Below are 14,405 nucleotides of genomic sequence, written 5' to 3'. Positions count from 1 at the left end.
TTTTGAAAATCCAAAATATAAGGTTTTACAATGTATCGTTTTGCCCCTTCTCCAACAGGAGATATGCATATAGGAAATTTACGCGTGGCTTTGTTTAATTACATCTGCGCTAAACAAAAAAACACTCATTTTGTCTTACGCATAGAAGATACTGATAAAGCAAGAAATATAGAAGGAAAAGAGGAAGAAATAAAAGAAATTTTAAGTCTTTTTGGAATTTCTTGGCAAGAATACTATGTGCAAAGTGAGAATTTAAAATTTCATCGACAAATGGCTTTAAGGCTTATTAGCGAAAAAAAAGCTTTTGCTTGTTTTTGTACAGAAAAAGAATTGGAAGAAAAAAAAGAATTAGCAAAACAGCAAGGAAAACCTTATCGATACGATGGAACTTGTGAAAAACTAGCAGATATCGATGTTTTAGAATGTGAAAAACCTTTTGTTGTCCGCCTTAAAAAACCTAATAAAACGATAGAATTTTCAGATCTTATTAAAGGTAAGCTTAGTTTTGAGCCTGATAATATTGATTCTTTTGTTATCATGAGAACAGATAAAACCCCTACTTATAATTTTGCTTGTGCTGTAGATGACATGCTTGAAAATATCACTTGTATTATACGCGGAGAGGATCATGTTTCAAATACACCTAAACAAGAGCATATCCGTCAAAGTTTAGGTTATGAACAAAAAATAAGTTATGCACATTTGCCAATTATTCTTAACGAACAGGGTGTTAAAATGAGCAAAAGAGAAGCGCATTCTTCTGTAAAATGGCTACTTGAACAAGGGATATTGCCAAGTGCTATTGCTAATTATCTTCTTATCTTAGGAAATAAAACTCCTTGTGAAATTTTCACCATAGAAGAAGCTATTTCTTGGTTTGATATTAATAAAATTTCAAAATCTCCTGCAAGATTTGATCTAAAAAAACTTTTACAAATCAATAGAGAACATATAAAATTACTAGAAAATTCAAAACTTAATGAAATTTTAAATTCAAAAAGAGATCTAGCGAATTTGGCAAAATTTTACACCCAAGAAGCAAGCACGATCAACGAGTTAAAAGAAAAAATTCATGCTATTTTTAGCCCCAAAGATTATCTTGAATTTGAAAAAGAATGTAAAATTTTAAAAGAAATTTTAAACGATATAGAACTTTTTGAAAATTATGATGATTTTAAAAACTATCTTTTACAAAAAAGCGGTCTAAAAGGTAAAAATTTCTTTATGCCTTTAAGGATAATTTTAACGGGAAATATCCATGGGCCAGAACTTAGCGATCTTTATCCGCATATAAAAAATTTCATACATGAATTAGCAAGGATGTAAATTATGATTATTGATTCTTTTATTTATGCTACTTTTCAAGTTTTGCACATTATTATTAATATTTACACTTGGATTATTGTTATCACTGCACTTTTAAGCTGGGTTAATCCTGACCCATATAACCCTATCGTCCAAATTTTATACAAGCTTAGTTATCCTGCTTATGCTTTGGTAAGAAAAATTCCAACACGCATAGGAAATATCGACCTAGCTCCTTTAATTATACTTCTAGCATTACAATTTCTCAACTTTTTCCTTGATAGTATTTTAAGGAGTATTTTGTGAAAAAAATATGTTTATTGCTTTTAAGTTTTATATATCTTAATGCCTTAGAATACGACTTAGAAACCTTAAAAAAACAAGATAATTCTTTAGCTAAGGATTATTATATTTATAGACTTTTAGAGAAAAAAACTCTTCATAAAACAGAAATTGAAAATTTAAAATCGCATATTTTTCGCTACGCAGGTAAGATAAAAACAGAAATTGAAAAGATTATTCCTATTAAGCCTTATATCAATCCAAAATATATGCAATGCTACATTTATACAAAAAATACGATTTTAGATGCAAATTTAACTTGTCAAAGTGTGCGTTTGAATTCGATATCTTTTATCGCGAGTTTAAGCAATAAAGATAGAGATATATTGGTAAAAAAATTTGACTCCAAAAGACCTGATTTGACAAATTTACTCCTTGCTTTTAATTCTAGCAAACCTATGAAATACATGGAAGAAAAAGATGATGTAAATGGCTTTTTTAAACTCTATAAATACTTCAAAGCTGATCATGGAGATTGTGATTTGAATGCAAGTTTTGTTAATCAAATTTCAAATTATAATAATTTTAATAACTTTGCTCAAACCATCGTCATCCAAAGACAATATCCGAAATTTAGATATTCTCTTTTGCAAACTAATCCAAAAAATACAAAAGAATATACGGCATTTTATTTAGGTATTAATGCTTTAACCTATGATAAAGATCATATAGCTTATGAGTTTTTCAAACAGGCTGCACAAACTTTTAAAAGTAGAAGTGGTAGAGATAATGCCATTTTTTGGATGTGGTTAATCAAAAAAGATGAAAAAGATTTGCAAATGCTTGCACAAAGCAATTCTTTAAATATCTATAGTCTGTATGCTAAAGAATTAACGCATTCTGCTTTTCCAAAAATCGAAACCATCAAAGTTCATAAAGAAAAAAATGATTTTAATATGCAAGATCCATTTGCATGGCAAAAACTTAACAAAACTATACTTGAAGCCAACGCTACAAAGTTAGATGAATTGGCTAAAAAATTTGATACAGAAGAAACTTTGCCTATTTATGCTTATATTTTAGAACGAAAATCTAAATTTAAAAAACATTATTTCATCACACCTTATTATCAATACATCAAAGATTATGATATTCCTAGACAAGCTTTAATTTTAGCTATTGCTAGACAAGAAAGCAGATTTATTCCTACAGCTATTTCAGTTTCTTACGCCTTAGGCATGATGCAATTTATGCCTTTTTTGGCGAATCATATTGGAGAGAAAGAACTAAAAATTCCGAATTTTGATCAAGATTTTATGTTTAAACCTGAAATTGCTTATCATTTTGGAAATTATCATTTAGATTATTTAGAAAAAAGATTGAAATCTCCTTTATTTATAGCTTATGCTTATAATGGTGGCATAGGCTTTGTTAAAAGATTATTGGCCAGAGATGATATGTTTAAAAATGGAAAATATGAGCCTTTTTTATCTATGGAATTAATCCCTTATCAAGAAAGCCGAATTTATGGAAAAAAAGTATTGGCTAATTATATTGTATATCGATATCTTCTGAACGATAGTATAAAGATTTCGGATATTTTTGAAAATTTAATTCAAAACAAGGCAAATGATTTAAACAAATCTTAGCCTTGACAAAATTTTCTGTTTTCACACTAGGAAGAGTTACCTCTAGATACTTCGTATATTTATTTTGCAATAAATATTTCATAAAAAATGGATCAAGTTCTTGCACCTTAGCTTTTTTATTATTTAAAAAGATCTCTAATTTATCTATCTTAAAAGAATCAGGTGTAAATGTAAAAGCAAAAATATCATCATCACTAGCATAATCTAAAACAGGATTTAAATAAGACATTGTAACAATAGCACTAAGATTATCTTGTGTTATTTTATATTTTTGAGAGAACATAAGAGTTTGAGTTTTTAAATTTGTATCCACAATAGCAGGATCTTTCATAGAACACGCACTAAAAAATAAAACACTTGATAATAAAAAAGAAATTCTCATACCCTAACCTAATCATAAATATTTTTTATAATTTTAACCTTTTAACTCTATTTTTTGGTTTAAAATATTATAATTTAATTTTAATTTTTAGGAAAATGAAATTTTATGGAAAAATTAATTATGGCTTTTAGTGGGCCTTCAAATTCTGGAAAAACAACTCTTATTACAAAAATTTCAAATGAACTTATGAATCAAGGATTAAAAGTTCTTATTATCAAGCACGATCCTGCAGATAAAGCACAGTTTGATTTTAATGGTAAAGATAGCTTTAAATTTTTTCAAACTGGTGCAGAAGTAATGGTTTTAAGTCCCACAAGAACAACCTTTTTTTCTCACAAGCAAAGAGATATTTTAAAAGCTTTACAATTATCTCAAGATTTTGATATATGTTTAGTTGAGGGCTTAAAGAGTTTAGATTTGCCACGTATTAGTGTTTTTTGCCAAGAAATTGATGAAAGTTATTTTTCATTTTCTCAAGCCATTGCAAGTTATGATAAAATTTCACATCCGAATTTAATTTGGCTTGATTTAAACAATATTAAAGAAATTTGTAGATATATATTAGAGAATGCAAAAAAAATCTAAAAAGGAGAGTTACAATGAAAGAATTAATTTCTTATATTCAAAAGGCCGTTTTAGAAATTTCAGACGCTTTGAAATTTCCAGATACAAGTTATAGTCAAAATCACAATTCCACAGGTGATACCCAGCTTAAATTTGATATCTTAAGCGATGAGATCATTACAAAAACTTTAAGCCAGTGCCCTACTCTTAAAGCTATTATCAGCGAAGAAAAAAATGAAATTTTAAAAGTCAATGATAATGCAAAATATATTGTAGCTTACGATCCACTTGATGGCTCTAGTCTTATGGATGTTAATTTTGCCATTGGTTCAATTTTTGGCATTTATGAAGAAAAAGCCAGTGCTAAAAATTTAAAAGCAGCGGTTTATAGTATGTATGGAGCAAGACTAGAAATGGTTATTTGTGAAGATACTCCTAAATTATATCGTCTTGATAAAAATAACGAATTTGTTTTTATCAAAGAATTAAAAATGAGTGAAAAAGGGAAAATCAACGCCACAGGTGGAACTCAAAAATTTTGGGATGAAAAACACGCCAAATTTATCAAAACTTTATTTGATGAAAATTATCGCTTAAGATATTCTGGAGCTATGGTTAGCGATATCAATCAAATTTTACTCAAAGGGGGCGGAATTTTTAGCTATCCAGCAACAAAAGATTCTCCTATGGGGAAATTAAGAGCTTTTTTTGAAGTTTTTCCTTTAGCTTTTATTGTAGAAAAAGCGGGTGGAAAAACCACAAATGGAAGCAATCAATCTCTACTCGATCTTGAATTTGATGCTATACATGCAACTACACCTTGTTTTTTTGGCTCTAAATACGAAATCGAAAAGCTTTTGGAAATCTATAATGGCTGAAATTAGAGATGAATTCGAACAAGAAATGGATAATAAAAAAGAAATTTTATTATCCTGCCAAAATTCAAAAAACTTAAATTCTTGCTATAATTGCGAAGAAATTTTTACCTGCCAAACACGAAAAGACTATGTTGATGCTGTTTATAATAGCATGTCTAAGGGTAAAACCGAAGGCGGATTTGATTTTTAAATTTTTTAAGGAAATTAAACATGCGTTATATTACAACTCCAATTTATTATGTAAATGATGTGCCTCATTTAGGACACGCTTATACAACTATTATTGCTGATACCATGGCTAGATTTTATCGCTTACAAGGCCATGAAACCAAATTTTTAACAGGAACCGATGAACACGGGCAAAAAATAGAACAAGCTGCAAAAGAAAGAAATTCAACACCTAAAGAATACACAGATAAAATCAGCGCTGAATTTAAAAAGTTATGGGATGAGTTAGAAATTAATTATGATATTTATGCTAGAACTACAGATCAAACACATATTGACTTTGTGCAAGCTATGTTTTTAAAAATGTGGCAAAAAGGTGATATCTATAAAGATCAATACGAAGGGCATTACTGCATTTCTTGCGAAAGTTTTTTTACTAAAAGCCAACTGACTAACGAAACTTGCTGTCCAGATTGTGGAAAAAATACCACACTTTTAAAAGAAGAAAGTTATTTTTTCAAGCTTTCAAAATATCAAGATCAAATCCTTAAATGGTATGAAGAAAAAGATCCTATTCTTCCTAAAAATAAAAAAAATGAACTTGTAAATTTTATACAAAATGGCTTAAAAGATCTTTCTATTACAAGAACCAGTTTTGATTGGGGGATTAAACTTCCAAAAGAAATCAATGATGATAAGCACATTATTTATGTTTGGCTTGATGCACTTTTCATTTATATCAGCTCTTTAAAGACTCAAAAGGAAAAATTTTGGCCTGCACATATTCATCTAGTTGGTAAAGATATTTTGCGTTTTCATGCGATTTATTGGCCGGCTTTTTTAATGAGTGTGGATTTACCTTTGCCTAAATTCATAGGTGCACATGGTTGGTGGACTAAAGAAGGTGAAAAAATGAGTAAATCTAAAGGCAATGTTATCAAACCTAAAGAAATTGCAGATACTTATGGCATAGAAGCTTTTAGATATTTTTTACTTAGAGAAGTGCCTTTTGGAAATGATGGCGATTTTAGTGAAAACATGCTTATTAACCGCATCAACGCTGAATTAAGTAACGAATTTGGCAATTTACTCAATCGCATCATAGGTATGAGTCAAAAATATAACAATGGAATAATTACCCAAAATAAAGTTTTAGATCTTTATAAAAATGAACTTGATGAAGCGATGCAATATCTAAAACTTGCCATAGACTATTTAGAAAATTTGCAGTGCAATCGTTATCTAGAAGAGATTTTCAAGGCTTTAAGTGTGGCAAATTTAGCTATCAGCAAATACGAACCTTGGAATTTGATCAAAGAAAACAAACACGATGAAGCAAATGCACTTATTGGGCTTTGTGCAAATATTTTAGCTAAGGCTAGTATTTTATTAAGCCCTGCTCTGCCAAATTCTTGTAAAAAAATCTCTCAAGCTTTAAATTTTGAAATTTCAACTATCAATTATGAAAAACTGATTATCCATAATGAATTATTTGATTTTAAAGCCACAGCTTGTGAAGTTTTATTTCCAAAAGTTGAAATCAAACAAGAGCTAAAGCAAGAAATTAAAAAAGAAGAAAAAGCAAAAATAAAAATCGAAGATTTTTCTAAAATAGAAATTAAAGTCGCTACGGTTTTGGATTGTCAAAATATAGAAGGTAGCGAAAAACTTTTGAAATTTCAACTCGAGCTTGAAAATAAAGAAATCCGTCAAGTAGTCTCTGGTATAGCCAAATACTACAAAGCTTCTGATTTAATAGGAAAACAAGTTTGCGTTTTAACCAATCTTAAAAAAGCAAAAATTTTTGGACATGAAAGTAACGGTATGATATTGAGTGCAAAGTACAACGATAAACTCGTTCTTATCACTCCTGAACAAATCATTGACAATGGAGCATTAATAGGTTGATGAATATAAGCAATCTAAGCGAACTCATCCACGCAAATATACTCAATGAAGGAAGTATTTTAAGCGTGGCTGGATTTGCCTTAAATCTCAATGAATTAAAAAGCGAATTTGCCTTTTTTAGTAACGATGAAAAAGAAATAGCCCAAGCGATCGATAAAGGCGCTTTTGCGATTATATCTGAATATGAATATTTTATCAAAGATAAAGAAATTTATTATCTTAAGGTAGAAAATTTAGAAATTGCCTTAATGAAACTTTTACGTTTTTTATGCGAAGAAAAAGAATGTAAATTTTTATCGCTTAAATCTTATGAATTAAGTATTTGCAAGGCATTTTCTTTAAATGTTTTAAAAGGCAATGTGTTTATAGATTTTGATACGCTTATTAAAGCAAAGAAAGGAGAAATTTTTTGCTTTAATGATGAAAATTATTTGCTTAAAATTTGTGCTAATATTGAAATTTTAAAAGAGGTTAATTTTACCCTTCTTTCAAGATCGAGTTTCTTTTTTACCACTTTGGTTTGTGATAATTTGTATTTTAAAAACCTAAATTTACCTTTTGTGTATGCGCAAATTTTTGCCAAAATTATGACTTATTTGAAAGAAAAAAATACAAAAATCAGCTTTGATTTTAACAAAATAGATGATTTTAAAATTTATTTTATTGATGAAAAATTTGAAATTTGCGAATTTGGCACAAGCACAAAAGCTTTTATAGTCGTTAATAATCAAAATACCTTTGATTATTGGAATGAAAATTTTAAACACACTAAAGGTTTTAAAACAGCGGTAAAAAATTCTTTATTTTGCGATTTTTCATATGATAAGCTTTCAGATCTTAAGAATTTAAAAGATTTTAAATATTGTCTTATTTTAGAAAATCATGCAGATTTTGAGCAAGAATTTGAAAACCAATCAAACCAACTTCCAAGCCTATTTTAAATTTTCACACCTTCATTTTGAAGCAAAAATTTCTTGATATTAATTCCGCCATTGTATCCGCCTATACTATTTTTTGCAAGTACTCTATGACAAGGAATAAAAATAGGAATAATATTTTTAGAATTAGCATTTCCAACAGCCCTAAAAGCTTTAGGGTGGTTGATAATTTCTGCAAGTTCCTTATAAGTGACCGTTTGCCCATAAGGAATTTGCATTAAAGCTTTATAAACTTTGATTTCAAAACTAGTTCCTTGAATTTTTAAAGGAGTTTTAAAAACTTTTAATTTTTTAGAAAAATAATTTTTCAACTCCCAAGTAGCAAATTCTAATAATTCACAAGAATTTTCCTCAAAATTTTCTTCAAAACAAAAATCAACTTCGGTTAAAAATTCACCATCGCTTTTTAACAACAAAGAACATATAGGCAATTTATAAAAGACTTTAAACATAATAAATTATACTAAAATCTTTATATGATTAATTTAAATTTAAAGCTTATTTGAGTTAAAATATCGAATCAATTTCCAAAAAAAGGAAAAAAATTGAAAATATTTTTTATTTTACTTTGCGGCCTATTGAATTTAGTAGCGCAAGATATTATAGACTGCGATTATATAAAAAAAAATAGAGTGCAAGTTTTTGAAAAAGATATCAATTCTACGTATCTTGAAATCGCTTCAAAATGCCCTGATTCTTTAAAGAATCAAATTTTTACTCAAAAACTTTATAAATTAGCTAATGAAATTCGTGGGGAAAATAGTGCTTGTAATGGCATAGAATACCTACCTAAACTTCAAAAATTTGATTTTTTGCTTTTAAAAATCGCTCTTGATCCTAGTTTTTATCAAAAAAGCCTAGATACTCCTGAAAATTTAGAAAAAAAATACGATGTTTTAAAATCTTATTTTAGATATTGGGCATATCAAAGCATAGGTAATTTTAGACTTTATCGATCTTTTTGGAAAGAGTATAATCAAGCTATTGATCCTTTAGAAAAATATTTTCAAGATAATTTCAATTTTGATCAAGGAAGCAGTACTTATTATGCAACTAATGCCTTAAATGAGTTTTTAAATTGGGCTGTAGGTGAAACAAAAATTTATAAAGATATCAGCCCTTTAGCTAAGGTGCTTTCAAATAAAAATAATTCTATAGAATATATACAAGATTTTCTTTTTAGAAACAATCTTAGCAAAGATGAACTTACTATAGGTTTGCAAGCTGCACTTTTAAATCAAAGAAAACAACCCATACTTGATCTTTTGATTCACTACGGTGCTAGAATCGATGAAGGCTATGAAGATGCCTTGTTTTATGCCTTAGAAAACTACGATAATACTAAATTTTTATTAGACAAGGGTGCTGATGTAAATAGCAGTAATGCTTTTGGAAAAACTCCTTTGTTTTACGCTATCGAGTTTAACCGAAAAGATATTATTTCTTTACTTTTAAAATATGGAGCTGATGTCAATAAAAGATATATTAACAATAATGAAAAATTAGCCTTAAGTGCTAATAATTACGACAATACCCCTTATTTTATAACCTTTTGCGCTTTAGATCATACTTCAAAAAATGTTTTAATGCATGCTGCGGCTTATGGAGATGTTGAGATATTAAAAATGCTTATTGCAAAGGGTGCTAACATTCATGATGTTGATGATTTGGGCTTTAATGCACTTGATTTTGCTATAGCAGCAGGAAAACAAGAAAACGCAAACTATCTTAAAAGCTTAGGACTAAAAGCAAATGAAAATTTATTTTATGGAGGGAGTTTAGAATGAAAACCGCTTTGATTACTGGAGCTAGTTCTGGATTTGGCGAAGCTTGTGTAAAAGCTTTAATTAAAGAAGGATTTAAGGTTATAGCTATAGCTAGACGTGAAGAAAAACTTGAACTTTTAAAACAAGAATTTCAAGAAAAAATACATACCATTGCCTTAGATATACGCGAAAAAGAAAAAGTTTTTTCAAAAATACAAAATTTACCTAAAGAATTTCAAGAAATTGACATTTTAATCAATAATGCAGGACTTGCCCTAGGACAAGATGAATTCGATAGTTTAAGCCTAGAAGATATTGAAACCATGGTTGATACAAATGTTAAAGGTTTTTTGTATGTCGCTAGAGCTGTGATTCCTATACTTAGAAAGCAAAAAAATGCCTATATTTTTAATCTAGGATCAGTTGCGGCCACTAATCCTTATTTTGGGGGTAATGTGTATTGTGGAACTAAAGCTTTTGTTGGGCAATTTTCAAAGGCTTTAAGAAATGATTTACGCGGAAGTAATATTAAAGTTACCAATATCGCTCCTGGTTTATGTAAAACAGAATTTAGCGAGGTGAGATTTAAAGGAGATAAAGAAAAGGCTGATAAAGTCTATGAAAATACAAAATTTATCAGTGCTGAAGATATTGCGAAAGTTATTTTATCTATCATCAATCTTCCAGAACATATCAATATCAATGAAATAGAACTTATGCCAATCACTCAAACTTGGAACGGCTTTCATATAGAGAAGAGTCAATGAAAATATTTTCATTTATCTGTTTGCCGCTGCTTTGCTTAGCTTCTTCTGAAGCTAATGCCAATTTATTTGGAATTTTTACATTAATACCGCCTTTTGTTGCTATTGCCTTAGCCTTTATCACTAAAGATGTGATTTTATCTCTTTTTATGGGTGTTTTAAGCGGAACTTTTCTTTTGAGTCTTTCTACTCACATCTTAAAAGAACACTCGCTTTCACTGCTTAATTTTTACAATACGGCCGTAGAATCTTTTTCTAAAATCATCACTTTTATTTTAAATTCTGCTTCAGATCCAGCTAATGCGGGTATTATTTTACAAATTCTTTGTATAGGTGGGCTTGTAGCACTTGTAACCAAAATGGGCGGTGCAAAAGCTTTGGCTTTAAAATTTGCAAAAAGAGCAAAATCCGCCGTAAGTGCTCAAGTTAATACTTGGTTTTTGGGACTTTTAATATTTTTTGATGATTATGCTAATTTATTAATAGTTGGCCCTATTATGCGTCCTTTAGCGGATAAATTTAAAATTTCGCGTGAAAAATTCGCTTTTATCATCGATTCTACCGCTGCACCTGTAGCTGGAATTGCCATCATTTCAACTTGGATAGGTGTAGAAATTTCCCTTATTAAAACTGCTTATAAGGATATAGGTTATGAAAATATCAACGCCTTTAGCGTTTTTTTAGAAACCATACCTTATCGTTTTTACAATATTTTTATGCTCTTTTTTGTTTTAATGACAGCTGTGATGAAAAGAGAATTTGGCCCTATGTATCAAGCACAAATGCGCGCTATAACTACTGGAAAAATCGCACCTGTTGTGAAATCTAAAACTTTAGATACAGCAGAATTAGAAGATCAATTTTTAGCCCCTAAAGATGAAATAAAAATTTGTGCTTTTAATGCCATCATTCCTATTTTAACCCTTATGATCCTTGCTTTGCTTGGTTTTTATTTTAATGGTTTTAGTGCTTTATCGGGAGAGGATTTAGAAAAGGCTAATGCCTTTCCTCTTTCTTTTGAAACCTTAAGAATGGTTTTTGGAAAGGCTGATTCTTCAGTCGTTCTTTTTCAAGCGGCTTTGTTTTCAAGCATTGTAGCGATATTTATCGGGGTTTATCGTAAAATTTTCAATATCAAAGAAGCTATTGAAACATGGATTTATGGCTGGAAAACAATGATTTTTACCATTATACTTCTTTTACTTGCTTGGTCGCTTTCAAGCATAGTAAAAGAGCTTGGAACTTCACTTTTTATCACGAGTTTGTTAGCGGATAAAATGCCTGATTACATTTTACCTGCAACTATTTTTGCTTTTGCTTCAGGCATTTCCTTTGCCATAGGTACAAGCTATGGAACTATGGGAATTTTAATGCCTTTAGCTGTTCCACTAGCTTATAAAATCGCACAGCTTAGCGGAATGGATGCTAACACTATGCATCATTATATAGTCATTAATATTAGCTGTGTTTTAACAGGAGCTATTTTTGGAAATCATTGTTCGCCGATCGCTGATAATGTTATCTTATCTTCAATGAGTGCAAAATGTGATCATATGGAGCATGTTAAAACTCAAATTCCTTACGCTTTATTTATTTGTGCTATTTCTTTAGTGACAGGATATATTCCAGTATCTTTGGGCTTTAGCATTTGGATTGTTTTACCACTTAATTTGATTCTTATCGCTTTATTGCTTAAGATAATAGGAAAAAAATTACCATGAGTCTTAAAGAATTTGGCAATATAGTTGATTTTCAAGAAAAAATTTCCTTTATAAAAGATTTTTTTCTTGAATTTTATAAAGGAGAAATTGAATTTTTTAATTCTTTGGAGAAACACTTTAGAACTAGAGCTGAATTTTCTTTTTATCATGAAAATAATAAGCTTTATTATGCGATGTTTGATCCTCAAACTAAGAAAAAAATCATCATAGAAAATATAGATTTTCCCGATGAAAAAATTTGTAATTTTATGCCGATTTTGCTTGAAAAAATCAAAGTTAATCCTAATTTAAAAGAAAAACTTTTTGGCGTGGAATTTCTAGCAACCAAGCATGATTTAAGCACTACCCTACTTTATCACAAAAATATAGAAACTATTGATCAAGACTTAGCCAAACTAAGCTTTGAATTAAACTGCAATTTAATCGCGAGAAGTAAAAATAAAAAATTAGTTTTTAATAATGAAAATTTAAAACAAAGTCTTTTAATAGGCAATAAAGAAATTTTTTATGAATTTAATAATGATTGTTTCATTCAGCCTAATACTTTCATCAATGAAAAAATGATCTCTTGGGTTAAAGAAAACCTTACTACTCAAGCTAAAAAAGATTTACTTGAGCTTTATTGTGGTTATGGCAATTTTACCCTTGCCTTGGCTGATGATTTTTCTAAGATTTTAGCGACTGAAATTTCAAAAAACAATATCAATTTTGCTCTTAAAAATTGTAAATTAAACAATGTTTCAAATATTTATTTTACTCGACTTTCAAGCGAAGAATTAAGCCAAGCTTTAAAAAAAGAAAGGGAATTTTTTCGCTTAAAAAATATCAATTTAGATGATTTTTGCTTTTCTCATGTTTTAGTCGATCCACCTCGTGCAGGACTAGATAAAAGCGTGATGGATTTGATAAAACAATATGATAATATTATCTATATCTCGTGCAACCCTATAAGTTTAAAAGAAAATTTAAAAGTCTTAAGCCAAACACACAAAATTATAAAAATGGCCGCTTTTGATCAATTTGTAAATACCCCTCATCTAGAATGCGGAGTTTTGCTTACAAAGATATAAAAAAATAATTCATTAATTTTGCTAGTATAACAATTCCTAAGCAAAGGATAAAAACTAAAAGATGGATGAAATTTCCTAAAGGATTTTTTCTTTTTAGGATGAAATAATAAAACAAAGAAAATACCACCAAAAGTAAAATAATACCAACAAAAAATATCTTTATAAGAAAAAGTAAATTCAAAGGATTGGTATGAAAAGGCATCATCACTCCGCCACTTAAAAGCAAAATAATCACAATAAAAGGCATAATCTTAACACCGATGGTTTTAAAAAGTTCTTGTTCAAGGTTAGGATTTTTCTTTTTTAAAATTCCTAAAATAAAAATATCCACAAACAAATAGCCTATAAAAAATATCGCACAAAGTAAGTGTATCAGTAAAATATAGGGATAAAACATTTATTCTCCTTTTTTATTTTATTATATCAATTTTGCTCTTTTTTGTTAATCTTTAAGGAAAATAAGATTAATATCATTTTAAAGTTTATTAAAAGAAAAAACATGGAAGAAAATATTAAAAAAATACTCGAGCAAACAAAAAGTATTGCTGTGGTTGGATTGAGCGTTGATAGCAGTAAAGCTTCTTATATCGTAGCACAATATTTACAAGACAATGGTTATAAAATTTATCCCATTTATCCTAAATTTGAAGAAGTTTTAGGTGAAAAAATATATAGAAATTTAGAAGATATTAACGAAAAAATTGATCTTGTTTTGATGTTTAGGAAAGGAAGTTTTGCTGCTAATTTATTGCCTATCATCATACAAAAAGGGATTAAAAATTTTTGGCTTCAACTTGGTATTTTTAATGATGAAGTGCAAGAAAAATGTCAAAAATTAGGGATTAATTTTGTTCAAGATAGATGCATTATGCGAGAATTACCACTTTATAAAAATTGATAATTTTAAAATAAAAATTTAAAAGCCAAACAAAAACAAGATTAAAAACTATACAAAAAATAAAAGATAATAAAAAAGAAGTAAAAAACCAAAGAAATAAAACCACTGATTC

16 protein-coding genes are annotated in these 14,405 nt (G+C 28.8%); 13 read left to right on the top strand and 3 right to left on the bottom strand.

Annotation, left to right across the window (positions count from 1 at the left end):
- Window positions 1–30 precede the first annotated feature (30 nt).
- Genes gltX through H2279_RS04675 form a run of 3 tightly spaced genes read left to right on the top strand, consistent with a single transcriptional unit; the run spans window position 31 to window position 3,236 of the window.
- A complete protein-coding gene (gene gltX, locus H2279_RS04685; RefSeq protein WP_337195774.1) occupies window positions 31–1,326 on the top strand; it encodes a glutamate--tRNA ligase in 1,296 nt (431 codons plus the stop codon).
- A 3-nt stretch (window positions 1,327–1,329) separates the two neighbouring features.
- Window positions 1,330–1,611, top strand: a complete 282-nt coding sequence (locus H2279_RS04680; protein ID WP_137623648.1) for a YggT family protein — start codon at window positions 1,330–1,332, stop codon at window positions 1,609–1,611.
- Window positions 1,608–3,236, top strand: a complete 1,629-nt coding sequence (locus tag H2279_RS04675) for a lytic transglycosylase domain-containing protein (protein WP_337195773.1) — start codon at window positions 1,608–1,610, stop codon at window positions 3,234–3,236. The genes H2279_RS04680 and H2279_RS04675 overlap by 4 nt, the downstream gene beginning before the upstream one ends.
- On the opposite strand, the gene H2279_RS04670 is transcribed toward H2279_RS04675, so the two are convergent.
- A complete protein-coding gene (locus H2279_RS04670) occupies window positions 3,133–3,618 on the bottom strand; it encodes a hypothetical protein (protein WP_137623650.1) in 486 nt (161 codons plus the stop codon). The two genes, H2279_RS04675 and H2279_RS04670, sit on opposite strands and share 104 nt — an antisense overlap.
- A 105-nt stretch (window positions 3,619–3,723) precedes the next feature.
- Here H2279_RS04670 and mobB point away from each other — a divergent pair, with 105 nt between their 5' ends.
- Genes mobB through H2279_RS04645 form a run of 5 tightly spaced genes read left to right on the top strand, consistent with a single transcriptional unit; the run spans window position 3,724 to window position 8,077 of the window.
- Entirely contained in the window at window positions 3,724–4,203 is a 480-nt protein-coding gene (gene mobB, locus H2279_RS04665) for a molybdopterin-guanine dinucleotide biosynthesis protein B (RefSeq protein WP_137623651.1), read from the top strand.
- A gap of 14 nt (window positions 4,204–4,217) precedes the next feature.
- Window positions 4,218–5,060 (top strand): class 1 fructose-bisphosphatase, encoded by an 843-nt coding sequence (locus H2279_RS04660; RefSeq protein ID WP_137623652.1) that lies wholly within the window; start codon window positions 4,218–4,220, stop codon window positions 5,058–5,060.
- Window positions 5,053–5,250 carry a hypothetical protein gene (locus tag H2279_RS04655; RefSeq protein WP_137622163.1) on the top strand — a complete coding sequence of 66 codons (198 nt, stop codon included), beginning with the start codon at window positions 5,053–5,055 and terminating at the stop codon, window positions 5,248–5,250. The genes H2279_RS04660 and H2279_RS04655 overlap by 8 nt, the downstream gene beginning before the upstream one ends.
- A 20-nt stretch (window positions 5,251–5,270) precedes the next feature.
- Entirely contained in the window at window positions 5,271–7,136 is a 1,866-nt protein-coding gene (metG, locus tag H2279_RS04650) for a methionine--tRNA ligase (RefSeq protein ID WP_337195772.1), read from the top strand.
- A complete protein-coding gene (locus tag H2279_RS04645; RefSeq protein WP_137623655.1) occupies window positions 7,136–8,077 on the top strand; it encodes a hypothetical protein in 942 nt (313 codons plus the stop codon). The genes metG and H2279_RS04645 overlap by 1 nt, the downstream gene beginning before the upstream one ends.
- Here the strand turns inward: H2279_RS04645 and H2279_RS04640 are convergent.
- A complete protein-coding gene (locus H2279_RS04640) occupies window positions 8,074–8,526 on the bottom strand; it encodes a methylated-DNA--[protein]-cysteine S-methyltransferase (RefSeq protein ID WP_337195771.1) in 453 nt (150 codons plus the stop codon). The two genes, H2279_RS04645 and H2279_RS04640, sit on opposite strands and share 4 nt — an antisense overlap.
- Window positions 8,527–8,619: 93 nt before the next feature.
- On the opposite strand from H2279_RS04640, the gene H2279_RS04635 reads away from it, so the two are divergent.
- Genes H2279_RS04635 through trmA form a run of 4 tightly spaced genes read left to right on the top strand, consistent with a single transcriptional unit; the run spans window position 8,620 to window position 13,395 of the window.
- A complete protein-coding gene (locus H2279_RS04635; protein ID WP_337195770.1) occupies window positions 8,620–9,861 on the top strand; it encodes an ankyrin repeat domain-containing protein in 1,242 nt (413 codons plus the stop codon).
- The gene (locus tag H2279_RS04630) at window positions 9,858–10,607 is read left to right on the top strand and encodes an SDR family NAD(P)-dependent oxidoreductase (protein ID WP_137623658.1); all 750 of its coding nucleotides are present in this window, start codon (window positions 9,858–9,860) and stop codon (window positions 10,605–10,607) included. Before H2279_RS04635 ends, H2279_RS04630 begins: the two co-directional genes overlap by 4 nt.
- Window positions 10,604–12,325, top strand: coding sequence for a Na+/H+ antiporter NhaC family protein (locus H2279_RS04625; RefSeq protein WP_337195769.1), 1,722 nt, complete (start codon window positions 10,604–10,606; stop codon window positions 12,323–12,325). Before H2279_RS04630 ends, H2279_RS04625 begins: the two co-directional genes overlap by 4 nt.
- Window positions 12,322–13,395: a tRNA (uridine(54)-C5)-methyltransferase TrmA gene (trmA, locus tag H2279_RS04620; protein WP_137623660.1), complete on the top strand. Its 1,074-nt coding sequence runs from the start codon at window positions 12,322–12,324 to the stop codon at window positions 13,393–13,395. Before H2279_RS04625 ends, trmA begins: the two co-directional genes overlap by 4 nt.
- Here trmA and H2279_RS04615 read toward each other — a convergent pair.
- On the bottom strand, window positions 13,382–13,792 hold the full coding sequence (locus H2279_RS04615; protein WP_337195768.1) for a copper resistance protein CopD: 411 nt from the start codon (window positions 13,790–13,792) through the stop codon (window positions 13,382–13,384). The genes trmA and H2279_RS04615 overlap by 14 nt on opposite strands.
- Window positions 13,793–13,894: 102 nt before the next feature.
- Here H2279_RS04615 and H2279_RS04610 point away from each other — a divergent pair, with 102 nt between their 5' ends.
- Window positions 13,895–14,293 (top strand): CoA-binding protein, encoded by a 399-nt coding sequence (locus H2279_RS04610; RefSeq protein ID WP_337195767.1) that lies wholly within the window; start codon window positions 13,895–13,897, stop codon window positions 14,291–14,293.
- Window positions 14,294–14,405 lie beyond the last annotated feature (112 nt).

The organism is Campylobacter sp. B0100352/1, assembly GCF_020135855.1.
Classification (GTDB): Bacteria; Campylobacterota; Campylobacteria; order Campylobacterales; family Campylobacteraceae; genus Campylobacter_D; species Campylobacter_D taeniopygiae.
This window is presented reverse-complemented; position numbering and strand designations above follow the sequence as displayed.

Bases quoted from the DNA above. Each gene is read 5' to 3' on its own strand.
- gltX (WP_337195774.1), top strand. From the start codon at position 31: ATGTATCGTTTTGCCCCTTCTCCAACAGGAGATATGCATATAGGAAAT.
- H2279_RS04680 (WP_137623648.1), top strand. From the start codon at position 1,330: ATGATTATTGATTCTTTTATTTATGCTACTTTTCAAGTTTTGCACATT.
- H2279_RS04670 (WP_137623650.1), bottom strand. From the start codon at position 3,618: ATGAGAATTTCTTTTTTATTATCAAGTGTTTTATTTTTTAGTGCGTGT.
- mobB (WP_137623651.1), top strand. From the start codon at position 3,724: ATGGAAAAATTAATTATGGCTTTTAGTGGGCCTTCAAATTCTGGAAAA.
- H2279_RS04660 (WP_137623652.1), top strand. From the start codon at position 4,218: ATGAAAGAATTAATTTCTTATATTCAAAAGGCCGTTTTAGAAATTTCA.
- H2279_RS04655 (WP_137622163.1), top strand. From the start codon at position 5,053: ATGGCTGAAATTAGAGATGAATTCGAACAAGAAATGGATAATAAAAAA.
- metG (WP_337195772.1), top strand. From the start codon at position 5,271: ATGCGTTATATTACAACTCCAATTTATTATGTAAATGATGTGCCTCAT.
- H2279_RS04645 (WP_137623655.1), top strand. From the start codon at position 7,136: ATGAATATAAGCAATCTAAGCGAACTCATCCACGCAAATATACTCAAT.
- H2279_RS04640 (WP_337195771.1), bottom strand. From the start codon at position 8,526: ATGTTTAAAGTCTTTTATAAATTGCCTATATGTTCTTTGTTGTTAAAA.
- H2279_RS04630 (WP_137623658.1), top strand. From the start codon at position 9,858: ATGAAAACCGCTTTGATTACTGGAGCTAGTTCTGGATTTGGCGAAGCT.
- H2279_RS04625 (WP_337195769.1), top strand. From the start codon at position 10,604: ATGAAAATATTTTCATTTATCTGTTTGCCGCTGCTTTGCTTAGCTTCT.
- trmA (WP_137623660.1), top strand. From the start codon at position 12,322: ATGAGTCTTAAAGAATTTGGCAATATAGTTGATTTTCAAGAAAAAATT.
- H2279_RS04615 (WP_337195768.1), bottom strand. From the start codon at position 13,792: ATGTTTTATCCCTATATTTTACTGATACACTTACTTTGTGCGATATTT.
- H2279_RS04610 (WP_337195767.1), top strand. From the start codon at position 13,895: ATGGAAGAAAATATTAAAAAAATACTCGAGCAAACAAAAAGTATTGCT.